This window comes from Oceanicaulis alexandrii DSM 11625, assembly GCF_000420265.1.
In the GTDB taxonomy this organism is placed as follows: domain Bacteria; phylum Pseudomonadota; class Alphaproteobacteria; order Caulobacterales; family Maricaulaceae; genus Oceanicaulis; species Oceanicaulis alexandrii.
This window is the reverse complement of sequence record NZ_ATUP01000001.1, coordinates 204296-220007: the sequence shown is the minus strand read 5'-3', so window position 1 is coordinate 220007 and position 15712 is coordinate 204296. Positions and strand designations below refer to the sequence as shown.

General features: G+C 61.5%; 13 protein-coding genes and 1 tRNA gene. 6 read left to right on the top strand and 8 right to left on the bottom strand.

Translation table 11 applies throughout. The features are described 5' to 3' along the window. Positions 1–161: 161 nt before the first annotated feature. The 3 genes from G405_RS0101065 to G405_RS0101055 form a co-directional block, all read right to left on the bottom strand. The gene (locus tag G405_RS0101065; RefSeq protein WP_022699641.1) at positions 162–3509 is read right to left on the bottom strand and encodes an autotransporter outer membrane beta-barrel domain-containing protein; all 3348 of its coding nucleotides are present in this window, start codon (positions 3507–3509) and stop codon (positions 162–164) included. A 211-nt stretch (positions 3510–3720) separates the two neighbouring features. Then, entirely contained in the window at positions 3721–5127 is a 1407-nt protein-coding gene (glnA, locus tag G405_RS0101060) for a type I glutamate--ammonia ligase (protein WP_022699640.1), read from the bottom strand. Between the two features lie 53 nt (positions 5128–5180). After that, positions 5181–5519 (bottom strand): P-II family nitrogen regulator, encoded by a 339-nt coding sequence (locus tag G405_RS0101055; protein ID WP_022699639.1) that lies wholly within the window; start codon positions 5517–5519, stop codon positions 5181–5183. A 149-nt stretch (positions 5520–5668) separates the two neighbouring features. Here G405_RS0101055 and G405_RS14640 point away from each other — a divergent pair, with 149 nt between their 5' ends. The 4 genes from G405_RS14640 to G405_RS0101035 all read left to right on the top strand — a co-directional run bounded on the left by G405_RS14640 (position 5669) and on the right by G405_RS0101035 (position 11607). Then, the gene (locus G405_RS14640) at positions 5669–7201 is read left to right on the top strand and encodes a bifunctional ADP-dependent NAD(P)H-hydrate dehydratase/NAD(P)H-hydrate epimerase (protein WP_022699638.1); all 1533 of its coding nucleotides are present in this window, start codon (positions 5669–5671) and stop codon (positions 7199–7201) included. Positions 7202–7268: 67 nt separating this feature from the next. Continuing rightward, positions 7269–9539 carry an NADP-dependent malic enzyme gene (locus G405_RS0101045; RefSeq protein ID WP_022699637.1) on the top strand — a complete coding sequence of 757 codons (2271 nt, stop codon included), beginning with the start codon at positions 7269–7271 and terminating at the stop codon, positions 9537–9539. 71 nt (positions 9540–9610) lie between these two features. Further along, positions 9611–10108: a hypothetical protein gene (locus G405_RS0101040; protein WP_156861308.1), complete on the top strand. Its 498-nt coding sequence runs from the start codon at positions 9611–9613 to the stop codon at positions 10106–10108. Positions 10109–10242: 134 nt separating this feature from the next. Next, the gene (locus G405_RS0101035) at positions 10243–11607 is read left to right on the top strand and encodes an MATE family efflux transporter (protein WP_022699635.1); all 1365 of its coding nucleotides are present in this window, start codon (positions 10243–10245) and stop codon (positions 11605–11607) included. Here G405_RS0101035 and G405_RS0101030 read toward each other — a convergent pair. Together G405_RS0101030 and G405_RS0101025 are read right to left on the bottom strand one after the other, a co-directional pair. Then, entirely contained in the window at positions 11604–12491 is an 888-nt protein-coding gene (locus tag G405_RS0101030; protein ID WP_022699634.1) for a hypothetical protein, read from the bottom strand. The genes G405_RS0101035 and G405_RS0101030 overlap by 4 nt on opposite strands. A 72-nt stretch (positions 12492–12563) precedes the next feature. Then, positions 12564–13193 (bottom strand): methyltransferase domain-containing protein, encoded by a 630-nt coding sequence (locus G405_RS0101025; RefSeq protein ID WP_028284447.1) that lies wholly within the window; start codon positions 13191–13193, stop codon positions 12564–12566. Positions 13194–13358: 165 nt separating this feature from the next. Between G405_RS0101025 and G405_RS0101020 the strand changes: the two genes are divergently transcribed. After that, a tRNA-Leu gene (locus G405_RS0101020) sits at positions 13359–13443 on the top strand. Positions 13444–13697: 254 nt separating this feature from the next. Here the strand turns inward: G405_RS0101020 and G405_RS0101015 are convergent. Continuing rightward, the gene (locus G405_RS0101015) at positions 13698–13886 is read right to left on the bottom strand and encodes a YqaE/Pmp3 family membrane protein (RefSeq protein WP_022699632.1); all 189 of its coding nucleotides are present in this window, start codon (positions 13884–13886) and stop codon (positions 13698–13700) included. Between the two features lie 28 nt (positions 13887–13914). Further along, positions 13915–14610 (bottom strand): hypothetical protein, encoded by a 696-nt coding sequence (locus tag G405_RS0101010; protein WP_156861306.1) that lies wholly within the window; start codon positions 14608–14610, stop codon positions 13915–13917. Between the two features lie 98 nt (positions 14611–14708). Here G405_RS0101010 and G405_RS0101005 point away from each other — a divergent pair, with 98 nt between their 5' ends. Next, entirely contained in the window at positions 14709–15074 is a 366-nt protein-coding gene (locus G405_RS0101005; RefSeq protein WP_022699630.1) for a YidH family protein, read from the top strand. Between the two features lies 1 nt (position 15075). Here the strand turns inward: G405_RS0101005 and G405_RS0101000 are convergent, their stop codons facing one another. After that, positions 15076–15630, bottom strand: coding sequence for a hypothetical protein (locus G405_RS0101000; protein WP_156861304.1), 555 nt, complete (start codon positions 15628–15630; stop codon positions 15076–15078). Positions 15631–15712: the final 82 nt, after the last annotated feature.

The following is a 15712-nucleotide window of genomic DNA, read 5'->3' as shown; positions in this document are numbered from 1 at the left end:
CTGAGCGGAGCGATGGCGAGCTTCAAAAAAAGGGTCGGCGCGCCTGCGTCGCACGCGCCGACCCATGTCTTCGCCGTCAATGCATGGGGTCAGGACAGGAAGACTAATGAGCCTTACCAGATTCCCCTGACACGTGCAAACGGCCTATGTGCGGTTGTCGCCTAGAAGGTCAGGCGAATGACCAACCGGGCCACATGGCGGACGAAATCGTCCCGAATATCGGCGTCATACGCAAAGGTGAAGGTCGAATACTCCGAGCCTGCGCTTAATCCGAAACCGACCAGCGCACCGGAATTTGAAAGCTGTTCAGAGCGCAGGGTGAACGGGTTCCCGTCCTGGCCGAACTGGGCCGTGGTGTCGCCGCCCGAGCTTGAGAATTCGCCGCGATAGCCGACCCGCAGCGAGGGCGCCCACCAGGACACATCCGTGCCGAAGCGACGCGCCAGGGTCAACGTGCCCGAACCCAGAACCGTCGAGGAATCGCGGTCATCCACGATCAGCGCGAGACCGCTGATCGCGTCAGCATTGCTGCCGGACGTGGTTTCGGTATAGCCGCTTTCAAACAGCGACAGATACGTCACAGCCGCCTCGGGACGCAAAACCCATGAGCCAAAGGCGAAATCGCGTCCGGCTTGCAGGCTGGCGGTGGCGTGCCAGCCGCTCCAGTCGGCGCTGGTCAGCGCGCTGAAATCACCAATGCGGATCTCGCGATCAGTTTCGAAATAATCGTAGCCGATGCCGATATTGCCCGAGATATCAAAACCGCCGAGATCCATCGCGGCATAGCCGCCGATCTGGCCGGTCAGAGACACCATGGGCTGGTCGAAGCCATTGGTTTCTTCGATTTCACTCGCGGCGCCGACAAGCTGAACGCCCACGGCGTAGAACGGACCCACCGGGCGATCCAGGCCAACGGCGATGCCGACGCCCTGACCCCGATAGCCTTCGGCCAGCGCTGAGCCGGAGCGGTCCGCGTAATAGCCGAATTCCTGGATCCAGACGCCCGCCAGATCATCCGGCGCGAGGCGCGCATTGCGCAAACGTCCCTGAAGGGCGCCGGCCGCGGCGTCATTTGACGCGAGCGCGAACTGGATGGCGCTGGCGGCGTATTCCGGCAGCAGCTGGTCATAGGCGCCATAAAACTGCTCTGCGTTGCGCAGGCTGGCGAAGGCCGCTCCCAGGCTCTCGACGGTCTCGAAAGCGGCGAGGGCTTCGTCATAGGCTGCGGCCTGGTTGGCGTGCATGCCCAGCTCGTCCGCCGTCTTGAGTTGAAGCGTGAGAATGATCTTGTTCTCGTCCTCGCTGGAGCGTTCCATAGAGGCGTTATAGAGGAAGGGCGAATCAGACGTGGTCAGCGTGCCGGCCTCATCCGCCAAGGTCAGGTCGCCGGCGGAAACGATGTCAAAAACGCCGCCCTGGCCGATCATGTTGTCCAGTCCGACCGACAGCGACGAGCCTTCTTCAAAAGTGACTGATCCGGAGGCGTTGACGAAGGCGGCGGAGCGGTCTGCGGTGTCGATCGTGACCTGAAGCTCGCCGCCATTGCGGAAGACCGCATCGCGAAGCGCCAGGGCGTCGGTGCCTGTCAGACCGATCTGACCGTTGGTGACATCCAGAACAAGATCACCGTCCGCATCGCTTACAGCGCCATTGAGCGTGGCGTTGTCGATGATCAGGACATCCGCCCCCAAACCGAAAGCAATGTCGCCATTCACGGCGCCAGCAAGGATTTCCACGCGGTCGTCACCATCGCCGAGCAGAATATGGCCATTGATGACCGGCGCGTTCAGCGCCTCGCCGTCAGCATCAAAGCCTTGCTCCTGAATAATGCTCAGGCCGCCATTATTATTGCGCGCATCGACAGCGATCAGATCAATATCATCGGCGGAATATGCGTCGTCGATATTGCTGACGAATGTGGTGATCACGCCTGTGTTGCGAATTTCTTCGAGGCTGTCGTCATTGGAACGGATGGCGACTGCGCTCTGACCGCCGCCGATCAGAGAGGCGGAAATCGTGCCGGCCTCATTGAGGATGGAGCGGATCTGCGAATTCTCGTCGAGATCAATCGCAATCGCCTCACCGACGCCATAGGAGTCGTCAGCGAACCCGTCTGCAGCATGGCCCAGGGACGACGCGGCGCGGATCGTGCCGGCATTGTGAACCGTGTCCAGCTGGGCGCCTTCGCCGAAGTGCATGGCCACAGCGCGCCCGTCATAGGCGGTCGCGGAAACCGTAGCGACATTGGACAGGCCGCCAGCTCCGAGGATGACTGAACGCAGGACGCCGTTGTCATTGCGTCCGACAATCAGGAATGCGGTGGCGTCCTTGCCGTCGAAGATGCCGTTATTGCCGATCGTGCCTTCATTGACGACGCCGTACCCGAGCAGGTCTCCGTCATCATCGTCATCCGTCCGGTTGCTTGTGAAATCGTCAGGCAGGGCGACCTCGCCGATCACCATGTCGCCCGAGCCGTCTTCATCGGGACGGAACTCAACGGCGGCGCCGCCGCCGGTGTAGGCTTGAATGCTGCCAGCGGCCGAAATGAACACGCCATCAGCCACGGAGCCAGCGATCAGGAAGGCGGAACCTGAATCGAGATTGTCTGCGACGTCGCCGCGCTCGGCGGCTTCCGCTTCGCTTTCAAACAGCGCCATAAGGCTTTCGCTGTAGCGCGTCGACGTGCGGTAACCATAGGTCTGGATAAGGCCGGTCGCGCGGATGCCGCCTCCCACGTCACCTTCAATGGCGACGCCTTCTCCACCGGGCGTGACGGCGGTCACCGAGTTGACTTGAACATCACCGCTGACGTCGCCTTCCAGAGAAATGGCGCGGCTGCCTTCACCGGTGACGCCCACGGACCCTCGAGAGATGAAATCGCCGTCCAGATTGGTGACCGCGCGGACGCCAAAGCTGTTCTGACCTTGAACAATCACGGAGCCGCTAGCCGAGATTGTGACGTTACCCGTCACCGCATCCTGGTTGGCGATGGGATTGAAGTCGGAGTCGACTGCGCCGATCAGAATGCCGGTCTTGTTCTGGTCCTGCGCGAAGGGGCCGTCGAATTCCTGATCCGGGTCATCGGCCTGACCGTCGCCATCTGTGTCGATCAGGTCGTCTGTTTCGCTATCGGTCGCATCGTCGCTGTCATCAAGCAGGATACGGCCATTGTGCACAAAATCGCCTTCGACGCCCGGATCCATCTGAACGCCGACCGCGCCGTCCACACTGACGGCGTTGCCGTCGGCGTCGCGGTCATTGATCTGGATGATCGCACCGTTGTCAGTCGTCAGATTGTTATTGGAATTGACGTGCACGGCCGGGGCTGGAGCGCCGATCAGCGTAACCCGCCCGTTCGTGCCGATGACGATATTGTCGGCATTTCCAGCGCCGTCAGCGTCAGCCGTCTCGATTGGCTGGGTGCGTTCGTCGTTGATTTCCTCGTCCGCCCAGGACGGCGAAGCGATGAGGGCGGTCAGGGAAACGGCGGCGAAAAGGCTGCGGCGCATGCGTCAGTCTCCGGTCAGGCGCAGGTTCACAGCTTGTGAACCAAACGTGCGTCATCCCGTCTTTCTAGCCCATGGTTTTGCGCACGTCGACCATTGCAAGCCCGCGCGCCGCAGCCATTTTTTACGCTTGCTCCGAAACTGGCCCCCAAACAGGAGCGGCCGCCCTGGAAGTCTCCAGGGCGGCCGCTTAAAACCCAAGGCAGGCCTGAGCCTAGACTTTGTAATACATCTCGAACTCAACCGGGTGCGGGTGGTGTTCGATGCGGGTCACTTCTTCCATCTTCAGATCAATATAGGCGTCGATCTGATCATCATCCATGACGCCGCCCTTCTTGAGGAAGTCGCGGTCAGCGTCGAGTGATTCCAGGGCCTGGCGCAGCGAGGAGCAAACGGTCGGGATGTCCTTGAGCTCTTCAGCCGGCAGATCATAAAGATCCTTGTCCATGGCGTCGCCGGGATGGATCTGGTTCTCAATGCCGTCCAGGCCCGCCATCAGCAGCGAGGCGAAGGTCAGGTACGGGTTCCCGGCCGGATCAGGGAAGCGGGTTTCGAGGCGCTTGCCCTTGGCGGACGGCACGTGCGGGATGCGGATGGAGGCCGAGCGGTTGCGCGCCGAATAGGCGAGCAGAACCGGCGCTTCAAAGCCCGGCACCAGACGCTTGTAGGAGTTGGTCGACGCGTTGGCGAACGCATTGATTGCGCGAGCGTGCTTGATGATTCCGCCGATGTAATACAGGCAAGTGTCGGACAGGCCAGCGTATTTGTCGCCTGCGAATAGCGGGTTTCCGTCTTTCCAGATCGACTGGTGCACGTGCATGCCGGAGCCGTTGTCTGCATGGACCGGCTTGGGCATGAACGTCGCGGTCTTGCCATAGGCGGCGGCGACATTGTGCACGATGTATTTATAGGTCTGCATGCGGTCGGCCATCTCGGTGAGGGTGGAGAATTTCATCCCCAGCTCATGCTGCGACGGCGCGACTTCGTGGTGATGCTTTTCTGGCTGCAGGCCCAGCTCTTTCATCACCGACAGCATTTCAGAACGCATGTCCTGAAGCGAATCAATCGGCGGAACCGGGAAGTAGCCGCCTTTCGGGCCAGGACGGTGGGCGAGGTTGCCGCCCTCCATTTTCACGCCGGAATTGTACGGGCCTTCATCGGAATCGAGCGCGTAGAAGGTGTTGTTCTGGGCGGTGGACCAGCGCACATCATCAAAGATGAAGAATTCCGCTTCCGGGCCAAAGAACGCCTTGTCGCCAATCCCTGAGGCAGCGAGGAAATTCTCGGCTTTCTTCGCGGTGGTGCGCGGGTCGCGGTTATACGCCTCGCCAGAGTCCGGCTCCAGAATGTCACAGACCACGGACAGGGTGGTTTGCTGGAAGAACGGGTCGATATGAGCCGTGCTCGTGTCGGGCATCAGCACCATGTCGGACTCGTTGATGGCTTTCCAGCCGCCAATGGACGAGCCGTCGAACATGGAGCCTTCTTCAAAGAAGTCTTCATCCACCATGTCCACGTCAAAGGTGACATGTTGCAGCTTGCCGCGCGGGTCAGTGAACCGCAGATCGACGAATTCGACGTCTTCGTCCTTGATTTGCTTGAGAATCTTGTCAGCAGACATGGTAGGGTCCTTATGGCTGGCTGTGGGTGCTGGCGGGCGATGTCTTGCGGGGGTCAGATGGCGTCGTCATCGGTCTCGCCGGTGCGGATGCGGATCGCGCCTTCCACCGGGAGAATGAAGATCTTGCCGTCGCCGATGCGCCCGGTCTGGGCGGCGGTCTGGATCGCCTCAACGGCGGCCTCGACGCGATCATCGGGAATGACCAGTTCGATTTTGATCTTGGGCAGGAAGTCCACGACATATTCTGCGCCGCGATACAGCTCGGTATGCCCTTTTTGACGTCCGAAGCCCTTGGCTTCGGTGACGGTCAGGCCTTGAAGCCCGATCTCTTGCAGGGCTTCCTTTACGTCGTCCAGCTTGAACGGCTTTATGATCGCTTCGATTTTTTTCATTCGGGGCCTCCGCTCACCGGATGGACGCTAACTGTCGCGCCGAACGCCGCAAGTCGGAGCAAGGTCGCAGGCATGCGCAAAACTCGCATTGCTCGATTTTGCAGCGCCGATGCTCGATACTAATGCGAATTTGAAGGATAGCTCTGACAATGTCTGATCACCCCCACGCCATCCTCAGCGTCTCCGCCATGGGACGGGCGGATTCCCATGCGGTCTCGCAAGGCGTGTCTGGCTCGGTCTTGATGCAAAACGCCGGGGAGGCTGTCGCCCGGGCCATCCGTCAGAACTGGTCGCCGCGCCCTGCGGCGGTGCTATGTGGTCCTGGCAATAATGGCGGCGATGGCTGGGTCATCGCGCAGTGTTTGTCCAAAGCGGGGTGGCCCGTCAGCATCTTTACGCTGGCTGATGTCTCTGACCTGAAAGGGGATGCGGCCTGGGCGGCAAAAGGCTGGAATGGTCCTGTCCGCCCGCTTGGCGCCTGCCAGCTTGATGACTACGCCCTGATTGTGGATGCGCTGTTCGGCGCGGGGCGGAACCGGCCGCTTGAGGGAGATGCTGCGCGGCTGGCGCAAGACAGTCAGTCCTTTGGCGGCGTCTGTGTCGCTGTCGACACGCCCAGCGGCTTGTCCGGCGATATGGCGGCTTTACAGGGACCGGTGTTTCGCGCGGATCTGACCGTCACCTTCCATCGGTACAAGCCGGCGCATCTGTTATCGCCGGGGCGAGCGCTCTGTGGAGAGCTCATCGTGAGCGGCATCGGCATTCCTGATGGCTGGAGTGAAGCGGCCGCGCCGTGCGCGACAGTGAACCATCCTGACCTCTGGCGAGTTCCGGGCGCGCGCTTGGATCGTGACGCCCACAAACATAGCCGCGGACGCTTGTGCGTGCTGGCGGGCGGGCGCGGCGCGACGGGCGCGGCTCGACTGGCGGCGCGGGCCGGGCAAATTGGCGGCGCGGGTTTCGTTACGGTCCTCTCCGGACAGGGGGCGCTTAATGAGATCGCGTCCGCTTCAGACAGTCTTGTGGCGCGGCGGTACGAGGCTGAGCAGCCGTTCGGCGAAGTGCTCGAGCAGCACCGCGCCAGCGCCGTCGTGATGGGGCCTGGTGCCGGGATCAGCGCGCGTTTGAAGGCGCAAGTGCGGTCAGCCTGCGCGTTCAAGGCTCCACTGGTGCTGGATGCTGACGCCTTGAGCGTGTTCGAAGACGCGCCGGACGCCTTGTTTGAAGGCCTGCATGCGGACTGCGTCCTGACCCCGCATGGCGGAGAGTTCGCGCGGCTCTTTCCAGACCTCACAGAGGCGAAGCATGCAGGCAACAAGATCGAACGCACGCGAGAGGCCGCCCGGCGTTGCGGGGCGGTGGTGGTGTTCAAGGGCGCGGATACGGTGATCGCTACGCCGGATGGCGAGGCTTGGGTGAATGTTCACGCCAGCGCGCGTCTGGCGACGGCAGGGACGGGCGATGTGCTGGCCGGACTGATCGGCGCATTTCTGGCGCAAGGCGCGCCGACGCATGAGGCGGCCTGTGCGGCGGTTTATATTCATGGCGATGCGGGACGACGCCTTGGGCCGGGCGGGACGGTGGACACGGTTCTGACTTGTCTGCCGCAGGCGCTGGACGCTGTTTCACAGGCGCAAATTCGCAAGGCGGCTCTGCAGCGATTGAACCCACACATGGTGTAGCAAGCGAGCGCGCAGACGCGTATAGCTCTGACACGACTCCTTCAGAGCAGATAGATCCATCATCGCCATGTCCGACACAGAAAAGCTTTCCTCGACCGACGCAGACGCGCTGGAATTTCACCGCGCGAGCCCGCCGGGCAAGGTGGCGATGATTCCGACAAAGCCGATGGCGACCCAGCGTGATCTGGCGCTGGCCTATTCGCCGGGCGTGGCGGCGCCGGTGCGAGCGATCGCGGAAAACCCGGATGCGGTCTATGATTACACGTCCAAGGGCAACACCGTGGCGGTGGTCTCCAACGGCACGGCGATCCTGGGGTTGGGCAATCTGGGCCCCGCAGCGTCAAAGCCCGTGATGGAAGGCAAGGCGGTCCTGTTCAAACGCTTTGCGGACATTGACGGCTTTGATCTCGAGATCAACTACACAGATCCCGACAAGTTCGTCGATTGCGTCGCCGGGTTCGGCGACAGCTTTGGCGGCATCAATCTTGAGGACATCAAGAGCCCGGAATGCTTCGAGATCGAGGCGCGCTTGCGCGAAAAACTCGATATTCCGGTATTCCATGATGATCAGCATGGGACCGCGATTATCGCAGCCGCCGGGCTGATCAACGCTTGTCATCTGACGAACCGCAAGTTTGAAGACATCAAGCTGGTGCTCTGCGGCGCCGGCGCGGCGGGCCTGTCGGTGCTGGAGCTGGTGAAGTCCCTGGGCGTGCAGCACGATAATGTCACCGTGGTGGATGTGAACGGCGTGGTTCATACGGGCCGCAACGATCTTCATGACCGACTGGCGCAACATGCTCGTGAAACGGACTTGCGCACTCTTAAAGAGGCGATGGTGGACGCGGACGTGTTCCTGGGCCTTTCGGCGGGCGGCATTGTCAGCCAGGACATGGTGAAGTCCATGGCGGCCGATCCCATACTTTTCGCCATGGCGAACCCGACGCCGGAAATCATGCCCGACGAAGTCCGCGCGGCGCGCTCGGACGCGATCGTGGCGACTGGGCGCTCTGATTTTCCCAATCAGGTCAATAACGTGCTCGGATTTCCTTATATTTTCCGCGGCGCGCTGGACGTGCGCGCCCGGACGATCAATGAGGAAATGAAGCTCGCGGCCGCGCGCGCCCTGGCCGATCTCGCCCGTCAGGACGTGCCGGACGAGGTGTCGACCGCCAACAAGTCTGACAGCGGGTTACGCTTTGGCCGCGATTACATCATCCCATCGCCGTTTGATCCGCGCCTGATCAGCTTTGTGCCGCCCTATGTGGCGCGGGCCGCGATTGAAACCGGGGTTGCGCGCATTCCGATCGAGGATGAAGAGAAATACCGCCAGTCGCTGGCGCGCCGCCTGGATCCGACAGCCGCCCTGCAACAGCGCGTCACCCAGGCGATTTCGGGCTCGGACAAGCGTATCGTGTTCGCCGAAGGCGAAGAGCCGAGCGTGATCCGCGCCGCCTTCGCCTTCCAGTCCCAAGGTTTGGGCAAAGCGGTGCTGGTGGCGCGCGAAGAGATCGCCCGCGCCAACATGCGCACGCTTGGACTGCCTGACGACGTGCTGGAAATCCAGAATGCGCGTCTGTCAGATCGCAACGCCGACTATGCGGACTGGCTCTACAAGCGGCTTCAGCGTCAGGGCTATCTGCGCCGCGATGTGCAGCGTCTGGTCAATAACGACCGCAACGTCTTCTCCGCCTGCATGCTCAAATTTGGTGATGCCGACGGCATGGTGACGGGCGTCACCCGCCATTTCACCAACACGATGAGCGATATCCGCCTGGTGCTGGATCCGGCGCCGGGGGGGCGTGTGATCGGCCTGACCGTGGCGCTGGCGCGCGGCAAGATGCTGGTCATTGCCGACACCAACGTCACTGAATTCCCGGATTCTGACGGCCTGGCCGAGATCGCCGTCGGCGCCGCTCACGCCGCGCGCCGGCTGGGCCTCGATCCGCGGGTGGCGTTCATGAGCTATTCCACCTTCGGCAACCCGCCGGGCGAACGGACCAGCAAGGTGCAAAGCGCGGTCAGCAAGCTTGATAAGCTCGATCTTGATTTCGAGTATGAAGGCGAGATGGCGGTTGATATCGCGCTCGATCCCAATCATCGCGAGCGCTATCCGTTCTCACGCCTGTCAGACGCCGCAAACGTTCTGGTGATGCCGGCGGTGCACTCCGCCTCGATCGCCGCGCGGCTGTTGAAATCCGCAGGCGGCGCGACGGTGATTGAAGGGCTGTTAATCGGGCTTGAGCAATCGGTTCAGGTGGCGCGGGTCGGCTCAAACGTGTCTGACATCGTCAACCTGGCGGGGCTGGCCGCCTATGATCTCAATCACACGCCGTAAACTGAACTTATAGCCCAGAGCTTTAACGCCTTGGCGCTAGAGTGCTCTTCTGTTTTCAGGGAGGGGCGCTCATGCGTACGCACATCAGAACACTCACCGTGCTCGGCTTCGGCTTGCTTGGCTGCGGACATGCGGCTGCACTGTCTGGTGACGATCCTCTGCAGGGCCAGGTGTGGGAGGTAGTGATCTCCTCAGACGCGGCCGTTTATCATGAGGATTTCACCATTGAGCTTCGTTTTGATGGCAATTGCATCGCGATGAGCAGCTCTGATGCGGATCTCGACTTTGAAGACTGCGGGTCGCAATTTGCGCTGACTGAGGCTGATGAAAACGGTTACACTTACGCCTTCAGCTATGACTTCCCATACGCCTACATCTTTGCTGTGCAAGCTGGGTTTTCCTCAAACACCATTCATGAGACTGGCCATGCGCAAGGCGATGCCGATTGCGCCGGGTTTGATCTGATGGAGGTGGGTGAAACGCGCTCCGAGCTCTGTGGTCTGCCTGAGCTGACGGTCGAACAGGACTACGCCCATCCGCGCTACAGCTCGATCACCCGGATGCAATAAGGTTCACGGGCGCCTTTCAGCCCGGAAGCCAAGAGATGTGAACAGACCTTTTCCATGAAAGACATGGATCAGCGCCATAGGGCGTCCTACCTATGGGGCTGATCTGATTCCTTGGTCTTCCCGAAAGCGTTCGCATGGCTTCCACCCGCGCCTCCAATGATCTGACGCAGGGGCCGGTCTTCGGTCATATCCTGCGCCTGGTCGCTCCGATGAGCTTCGGCATCCTCGCCATGATGCTGGTGGGGGTGATCGACGCCTATTGGGTGGGCAAGCTTGGAACGGACCAGCAAGCCGCCGTCCAGTTCGTCTTCCCCGTCTCCATGCTGGTGATGAGCATCTCCATCGGTCTCGGGGCCGGGGCGGTGTCGGTGGTGGCGCGCGCGGCCGGACGTGGCGACGGCGAGTCCACTCGCCGCGTGGCGACAGACGCCATCACTCTGTCTTTCATCGTCGTGCTTCTGGTCAGCGTGCTGGGCATTCCTTTGATCGGTCCGGTCTTCCGGGCGATGGGCGCGACGGACGCGATGATGCCCTTCGTGCACGAATACATGACGATCTGGTTTGCGGGCGCGGTCTTCATGGTCGGCCCCATGGTGGCCAGCAATCTGTTGCGCGCCATGGGCGACGCCATCGTGCCGAGCGTGATCATGATCATCGCAGCCTTCATCAATATGGTGCTGGATCCGATCCTGATCTTCGGCCTTGGCCCCATCCCGGCGATGGAAGTCACCGGCGCGGCGCTGGCGACGCTGATCGCCAACATGGCGGTCTTCGTCATCGCCATGGGCGTTCTGGTGTTTCGGGAGAAACTGATTGATTTCAGCTGGCCCGGCTTTGACACCCTGTTCTGGAACTGGCGTGAGATCGCACGGATCGGCGCGCCGGCTTCAGGCTCCAACATGATCGGGCCGCTGGCCAACACGCTCGTCTTTGCGGCCATCGCTCCGTATGGCGAGCCCGCCGTGGCGGGTCTGGGCGTGGGCATGCGGGTTGAGGCGCTGGCGCTGATCCCGCTGTTCGCCCTCTCAGGCTCCATCGGTCCCATCACCGGTCAGAACGGCGGCGCCGGGCTTGACGCCAGGGTGCGAGAAGCCTTCGTGAAATCCTTCATCTTCTGCTGGGGCTGGGGCGCGTCGATGGCGGTCTTATTGTTACTGGCGGGGCGTTTTCTGGCGCCGGTCTTCCTGCCGTCCGAAGACGGGCAGGCCATGGCCGTGGCCTATTGGGCGATCGCGCCGTTCGCCATGGGCGGCTATGGCGTGGCGATGGCCGCTGCGGCGGGCTTTAACGGCCTCGGGCGTCCGTTTCTGGGCGTGGCGTGCAATGCGTTCCGCGGCCTGGTCCTGATCATACCCTTGAGCTGGCTTGGCGGGTTTCTGGGCGGCGCCAACGGCGTCATCTGGGGCTTGTTCACCGCCAATCTGATCGCCGGCCTGCTGATCGGGTTTCTGGTGCTCAGATATGCGCCCCTGACCGCCAAAGAGGGCGGCAAGCGCTAGACCGTGATGGCCAGAGTGGGCGGACTCGGCAGGTCTTGGGAAAAGCTCATCTGAAGCTGAACGCTGTTCAACTCGGTGGAGACATCGGTTTGAAAGTCTTGAAGCTCGTCTTCAAGCTCTTTGATGTCGTCCTTGGTCTCATCCAGAACGCGCTTGGCGGAGGCCTCGTTAGGCTGTCGCGCGGCGTCGCTTTTGGCTTTTTCGAACAGGTCCTTGATCTGCCGTGTCAGCTCGCGAACCTCTTTGGCGAAGTGCTGATCCGCTTTCAGCTCACCCTCGCGCTCGGCCAACGCAATGCGCCGTTGGTCGTCCGGGGAGCCCGCCTGTGAAGACTCGTCCTGCGCTTGCGCATCCAAGTGTGCAGCTTCAGCTGCAGCTTCAGCGTCTTCAGCAACGTTCTGCGTTTCGCGCTCGGCGGTCTGGGCCTCATTTGAGGCGGCTTCAGCTTCGGCCTCAGCGGACGCCGTGGAATTTGGGACGGGCGTGGCGGTGACTGAAGAGGCGCTGACGCCAAGATCCGACAGGCTTCCGCCCGTGCTGGCGTAATCCTTCAGCGCGCTTTTGAGTTCGTTCGCGATCTGCTTCAACGCCCGAGCCAGCGCTTTGGGGTCCATGCCAGAGAACTGCTTGAGCATTTTGATGCGCTCTTTGAGGGCTTCGACCCGCTCGCGCGCCTGGGCTTTGGCCGCTTTTGCGGGCTCGTCCTGGGCGCGGCTCAGCGTTTCCACGACAGACTTCAGCGTACGCAAAGCCTTCTCATCGCGCTCGTCGCCGCTGGTTTTGAACAAAGGTCCGGTCTGGGCGGGCGAAGGCTTGTCCGCGTCACGCGCCATCCCGGCTTTAAGCAGCGTTGCGGCTGAATATGTGGGTCCGGTCGTGATCATTGGCTTGCCCTGATACAGAATTCCACTCTCGGGCTAAGACTTTAACAAAGTGCTTTGACGCTTCAGACAGGTTTAGACCCGCGTCAGAACCGTGCCCAGTTCGGCCTTGCCGTTCAGTCCGCCATGCGGGTAGGGACGCGGTTCGGCCTCGGGCCAGCGCCAGCGGTCTTCGGTGAACAGGGCGCGCATGGCGTCAAGGCCGCAGCCATAGGGTGGGCCGCCCAGCTCGGACTTCTGCATGAACAGCGCCAGCAAAAGCCCGCCCGGTTTGAGACTGGCATGGGCCATGGCTTCATAGTCATCGCGCTTTTTGGGATGGATGGCGCACAGAAAGGTCTGCTCGTACAGCACATCAACCTGCGTTTCCGGGCGCCAGGCGAGGGCGTCCGTTTCTATCGCCTGCGCGTTGACGCTTGCGCTTTCAAAGCGCGCCTTTTGCCAGGCGATGGCGCTGGGCGCGATGTCCGTGGCGATGACGCTCAGCCCCTGTTGCGCCAGAAAGACAGGTTCTTCGCTGCGCCCGCATCCGGGGGTCAGGACAGTCTGACCAGGCTTCAGAACGCCTGAATCAATCCAGTCGATCAAGGCCGGGTGGACGCCCTGACGCTCCCAGGGGGCGTCATCGGCCTGAAAACGCGCTTCCCAGTCAAAGCCGCTGCGGTCTTCTGATTGAGGAGCGTCGGCGGGGCGGTCAGTGGTCATGGCGCGATCTCTCTTGGTGAAAGCTGCAGACATGATGAAGCGCTGACCTGTGACGTCCAGATGCAGACGCAGGTCAGGTACGGGGTGTTGATCTGTGTCGCGACGGCAAACGCAGATTGACCGCGGCATGGACCAGACGCTAATCCTGCGGCCTGCCTTGTCTGTGCGGGTGTGGCGGAATTGGTAGACGCGCTGGTTTTAGGTACCAGTGTCTTATGACGTGGAAGTTCGAGTCTTCTCACCCGCACCATTTCCTCTTTGCAAAGACATCCTCGCTTCGCTGCGGGCGGGCGTTCGCCCTTGCGAACCCTTCGGGTTCGGTTTCCCCTGATGCTCAAGCCGGTCGGGCTTTCGGTCCTCGCTTCGCTGCGGGCGGCCTTCGGCCTTTGCGAACCCGTTGGGTTCGGTTTCCGTTTTATACGGAGTTGGCCCTGATCCAGATATGCGTCGGGCGCTGGAGGGGGAGGCTCCAGCGCCCGATGATCGTGTTGGCGATGTACCGGTCTAGCGGCGTGTGGCGATGATCCAGACGGCGTGAATGATGCCGGGGATATAGCCAAACAGGGTCAGGACGATGTTCAGCCAGAAATGAAGGCTGAGGCCGACCTGGAAGAACACGCCGAGCGGCGGCAGAAGAATGGCGAGGATCAAACGCAGAATGTCGCCGCCTGTGGCTGTGGATTGAGTGCTCATGAAGGTCTCCTATACAAATGAATAAAGATCAGGACGCGTTGGACGCGCTGAGGAACAGGGACGTATCGCGACCCGCCAGTGCGTTGATCTGGGCGTCGTTAACCGTGGTGGCCACGGTCCACCCGCTGGGCTGTTCATAGTCAAACTGCAGCGCATTCACAGGGATGCGGCCATCCAGTTCGCCTACCGCGCGCCAGACCGTATTTTCAAAATGAACCGCCATCACGGCGCCCGCCTGACTGATCTCCAGATCATCAATCGCGATGCCGGGCGCAGAGGCGCTCACATCAATCGCCTGGCCCATAAGGGCGCGCGCGGACTGGGCGCCGTCGTATTCCGAAGCCCAGCTCAGGCCGATCGGCTCGTACCCGCCGCCTTGCGCCAGCATGTCAAATTCTGCTCGAGTGATGTCGACACGCAGCGTCTCGTTTCCGGGAGCGCCCGCCAGATAAACAAGGTCCGCAGCGATCGCGGCGTCACCATCCAGCCAGTTGGGGTTGTCGACCACGACCGCGTGCAGATTGCCCGCCTCATCCACCAGCAAATCCTTGATGGCGACGTCGCCATCCGTGAAAGCCAGACGCGACTGCAGAAGGGTCGAGGCCAGATAGTAAGCCTTGCCGTCAGCGGTCTCGTGGATCAGCGTGTTCTGAGGTGCATCAATGTTTTGGGTGAAGGCGGTCGCCGAAAGTCCGGCCAGAGCCGCGATCGCGGTCAGTGTCATGGCGGTCTTCATCGGCAGGGCCTCCTTCTTGATTATTCGGGCTTGGTATAGAAACGTGTCATCGGCCGACCGGTTCCCGGTTTTCTCAGAGGGCCGGGATGACCGTTAGGAAAACAGAGCTTGCCGAAGATCGTACGAACTGGGCCGAAGACCGCACTCTGATGGCGAGTGAACGCACTTTCGCCAGCTGGCTTCGCACGGCGTTGGCGGCGATCGGCGTGGGGCTGGGCATGCAGGTCGTGTTCGACAGCTTTGAACCCACATGGGTCGCCAAGCTGATCTCCAGCCTGTTCATGCTTCTGGCTGTGGGATTGATCGTGATGGGACGATTGCGCGACCGGGCGGTTGCGCGCTCACTCAGCGCACACTGTCTGGAAGGGCGATCTGTCTGGTTGGGAGAGGTCGTGTCGGCCGGCCTGGGGCTCGGCGCGATGGGCGCTGTGCTCGTTATCTGGCTGGTCTAGCTCACCAGGCCTGACGATAAGTCAGCCCGACGAAATCCGATTGGGCGTCCCAGCTGTTCTCACCAAAACGGATTTCGCGTTTTTGCCGGATATAGCCCGCGGTCACTGCGCCATGGTCATTGAGCGACATGCCCACGCCGGCAAAGCCGTCCGCCACGCCGATTTCACCGGCCACGCGGGTGAGAGCGCTGACGCCGCCGCCACCCGGACGCATGATCACCGTCTCCTGGTCATAGGAGACGATCAGGCTGAGCCGGGAGATCGACCGGAAGGCGAGGGGGCTGGTCTCCAGCTCAAGGCCCACGCCGAAGGCTGACAGTTCGTCGCTGTCTTGGCGGCTTTCGTTTTGCGCGGAGAGGGTGGGGATCAGAGACGCATGCTCGTGGCCGCCGAGCGGAATGGACCAGGCGCTGTCGCTGGTCTCGCCGAATTCCGCCTGCAACTGCTGAGTAAAATTACGCAGTACAGGATCGGGAATATGCGCGTCAGAGGACGCCTGCACGCTCGAAGTGGATGCAGTCTGCAAGACAAGCAAAGCAGCGGTTGCTACGAGCATGATGTCCTCCCAATTCAGTCTGTAATAATAACGCCGAACGGTAGGAGCAGTTCCATTTCTCCTGCGTCAGAAATTTGATTGA

Excerpts from the sequence above, each read along its gene's own strand:
- G405_RS0101015 (WP_022699632.1), bottom strand. The coding sequence starts at position 13,886 with ATGAGCACTCAATCCACAGCCACAGGCGGCGACATTCTGCGTTTGATC.
- G405_RS0101035 (WP_022699635.1), top strand. The coding sequence starts at position 10,243 with ATGGCTTCCACCCGCGCCTCCAATGATCTGACGCAGGGGCCGGTCTTC.
- G405_RS0101000 (WP_156861304.1), bottom strand. The coding sequence starts at position 15,630 with ATGCTCGTAGCAACCGCTGCTTTGCTTGTCTTGCAGACTGCATCCACT.
- glnA (WP_022699640.1), bottom strand. The coding sequence starts at position 5,127 with ATGTCTGCTGACAAGATTCTCAAGCAAATCAAGGACGAAGACGTCGAA.
- G405_RS14640 (WP_022699638.1), top strand. The coding sequence starts at position 5,669 with ATGTCTGATCACCCCCACGCCATCCTCAGCGTCTCCGCCATGGGACGG.
- G405_RS0101025 (WP_028284447.1), bottom strand. The coding sequence starts at position 13,193 with ATGACCACTGACCGCCCCGCCGACGCTCCTCAATCAGAAGACCGCAGC.
- G405_RS0101005 (WP_022699630.1), top strand. The coding sequence starts at position 14,709 with ATGACCGTTAGGAAAACAGAGCTTGCCGAAGATCGTACGAACTGGGCC.
- G405_RS0101055 (WP_022699639.1), bottom strand. The coding sequence starts at position 5,519 with ATGAAAAAAATCGAAGCGATCATAAAGCCGTTCAAGCTGGACGACGTA.
- G405_RS0101045 (WP_022699637.1), top strand. The coding sequence starts at position 7,269 with ATGTCCGACACAGAAAAGCTTTCCTCGACCGACGCAGACGCGCTGGAA.
- G405_RS0101030 (WP_022699634.1), bottom strand. The coding sequence starts at position 12,491 with ATGATCACGACCGGACCCACATATTCAGCCGCAACGCTGCTTAAAGCC.
- G405_RS0101040 (WP_156861308.1), top strand. The coding sequence starts at position 9,611 with ATGCGTACGCACATCAGAACACTCACCGTGCTCGGCTTCGGCTTGCTT.
- G405_RS0101065 (WP_022699641.1), bottom strand. The coding sequence starts at position 3,509 with ATGCGCCGCAGCCTTTTCGCCGCCGTTTCCCTGACCGCCCTCATCGCT.
- G405_RS0101010 (WP_156861306.1), bottom strand. The coding sequence starts at position 14,610 with ATGACACTGACCGCGATCGCGGCTCTGGCCGGACTTTCGGCGACCGCC.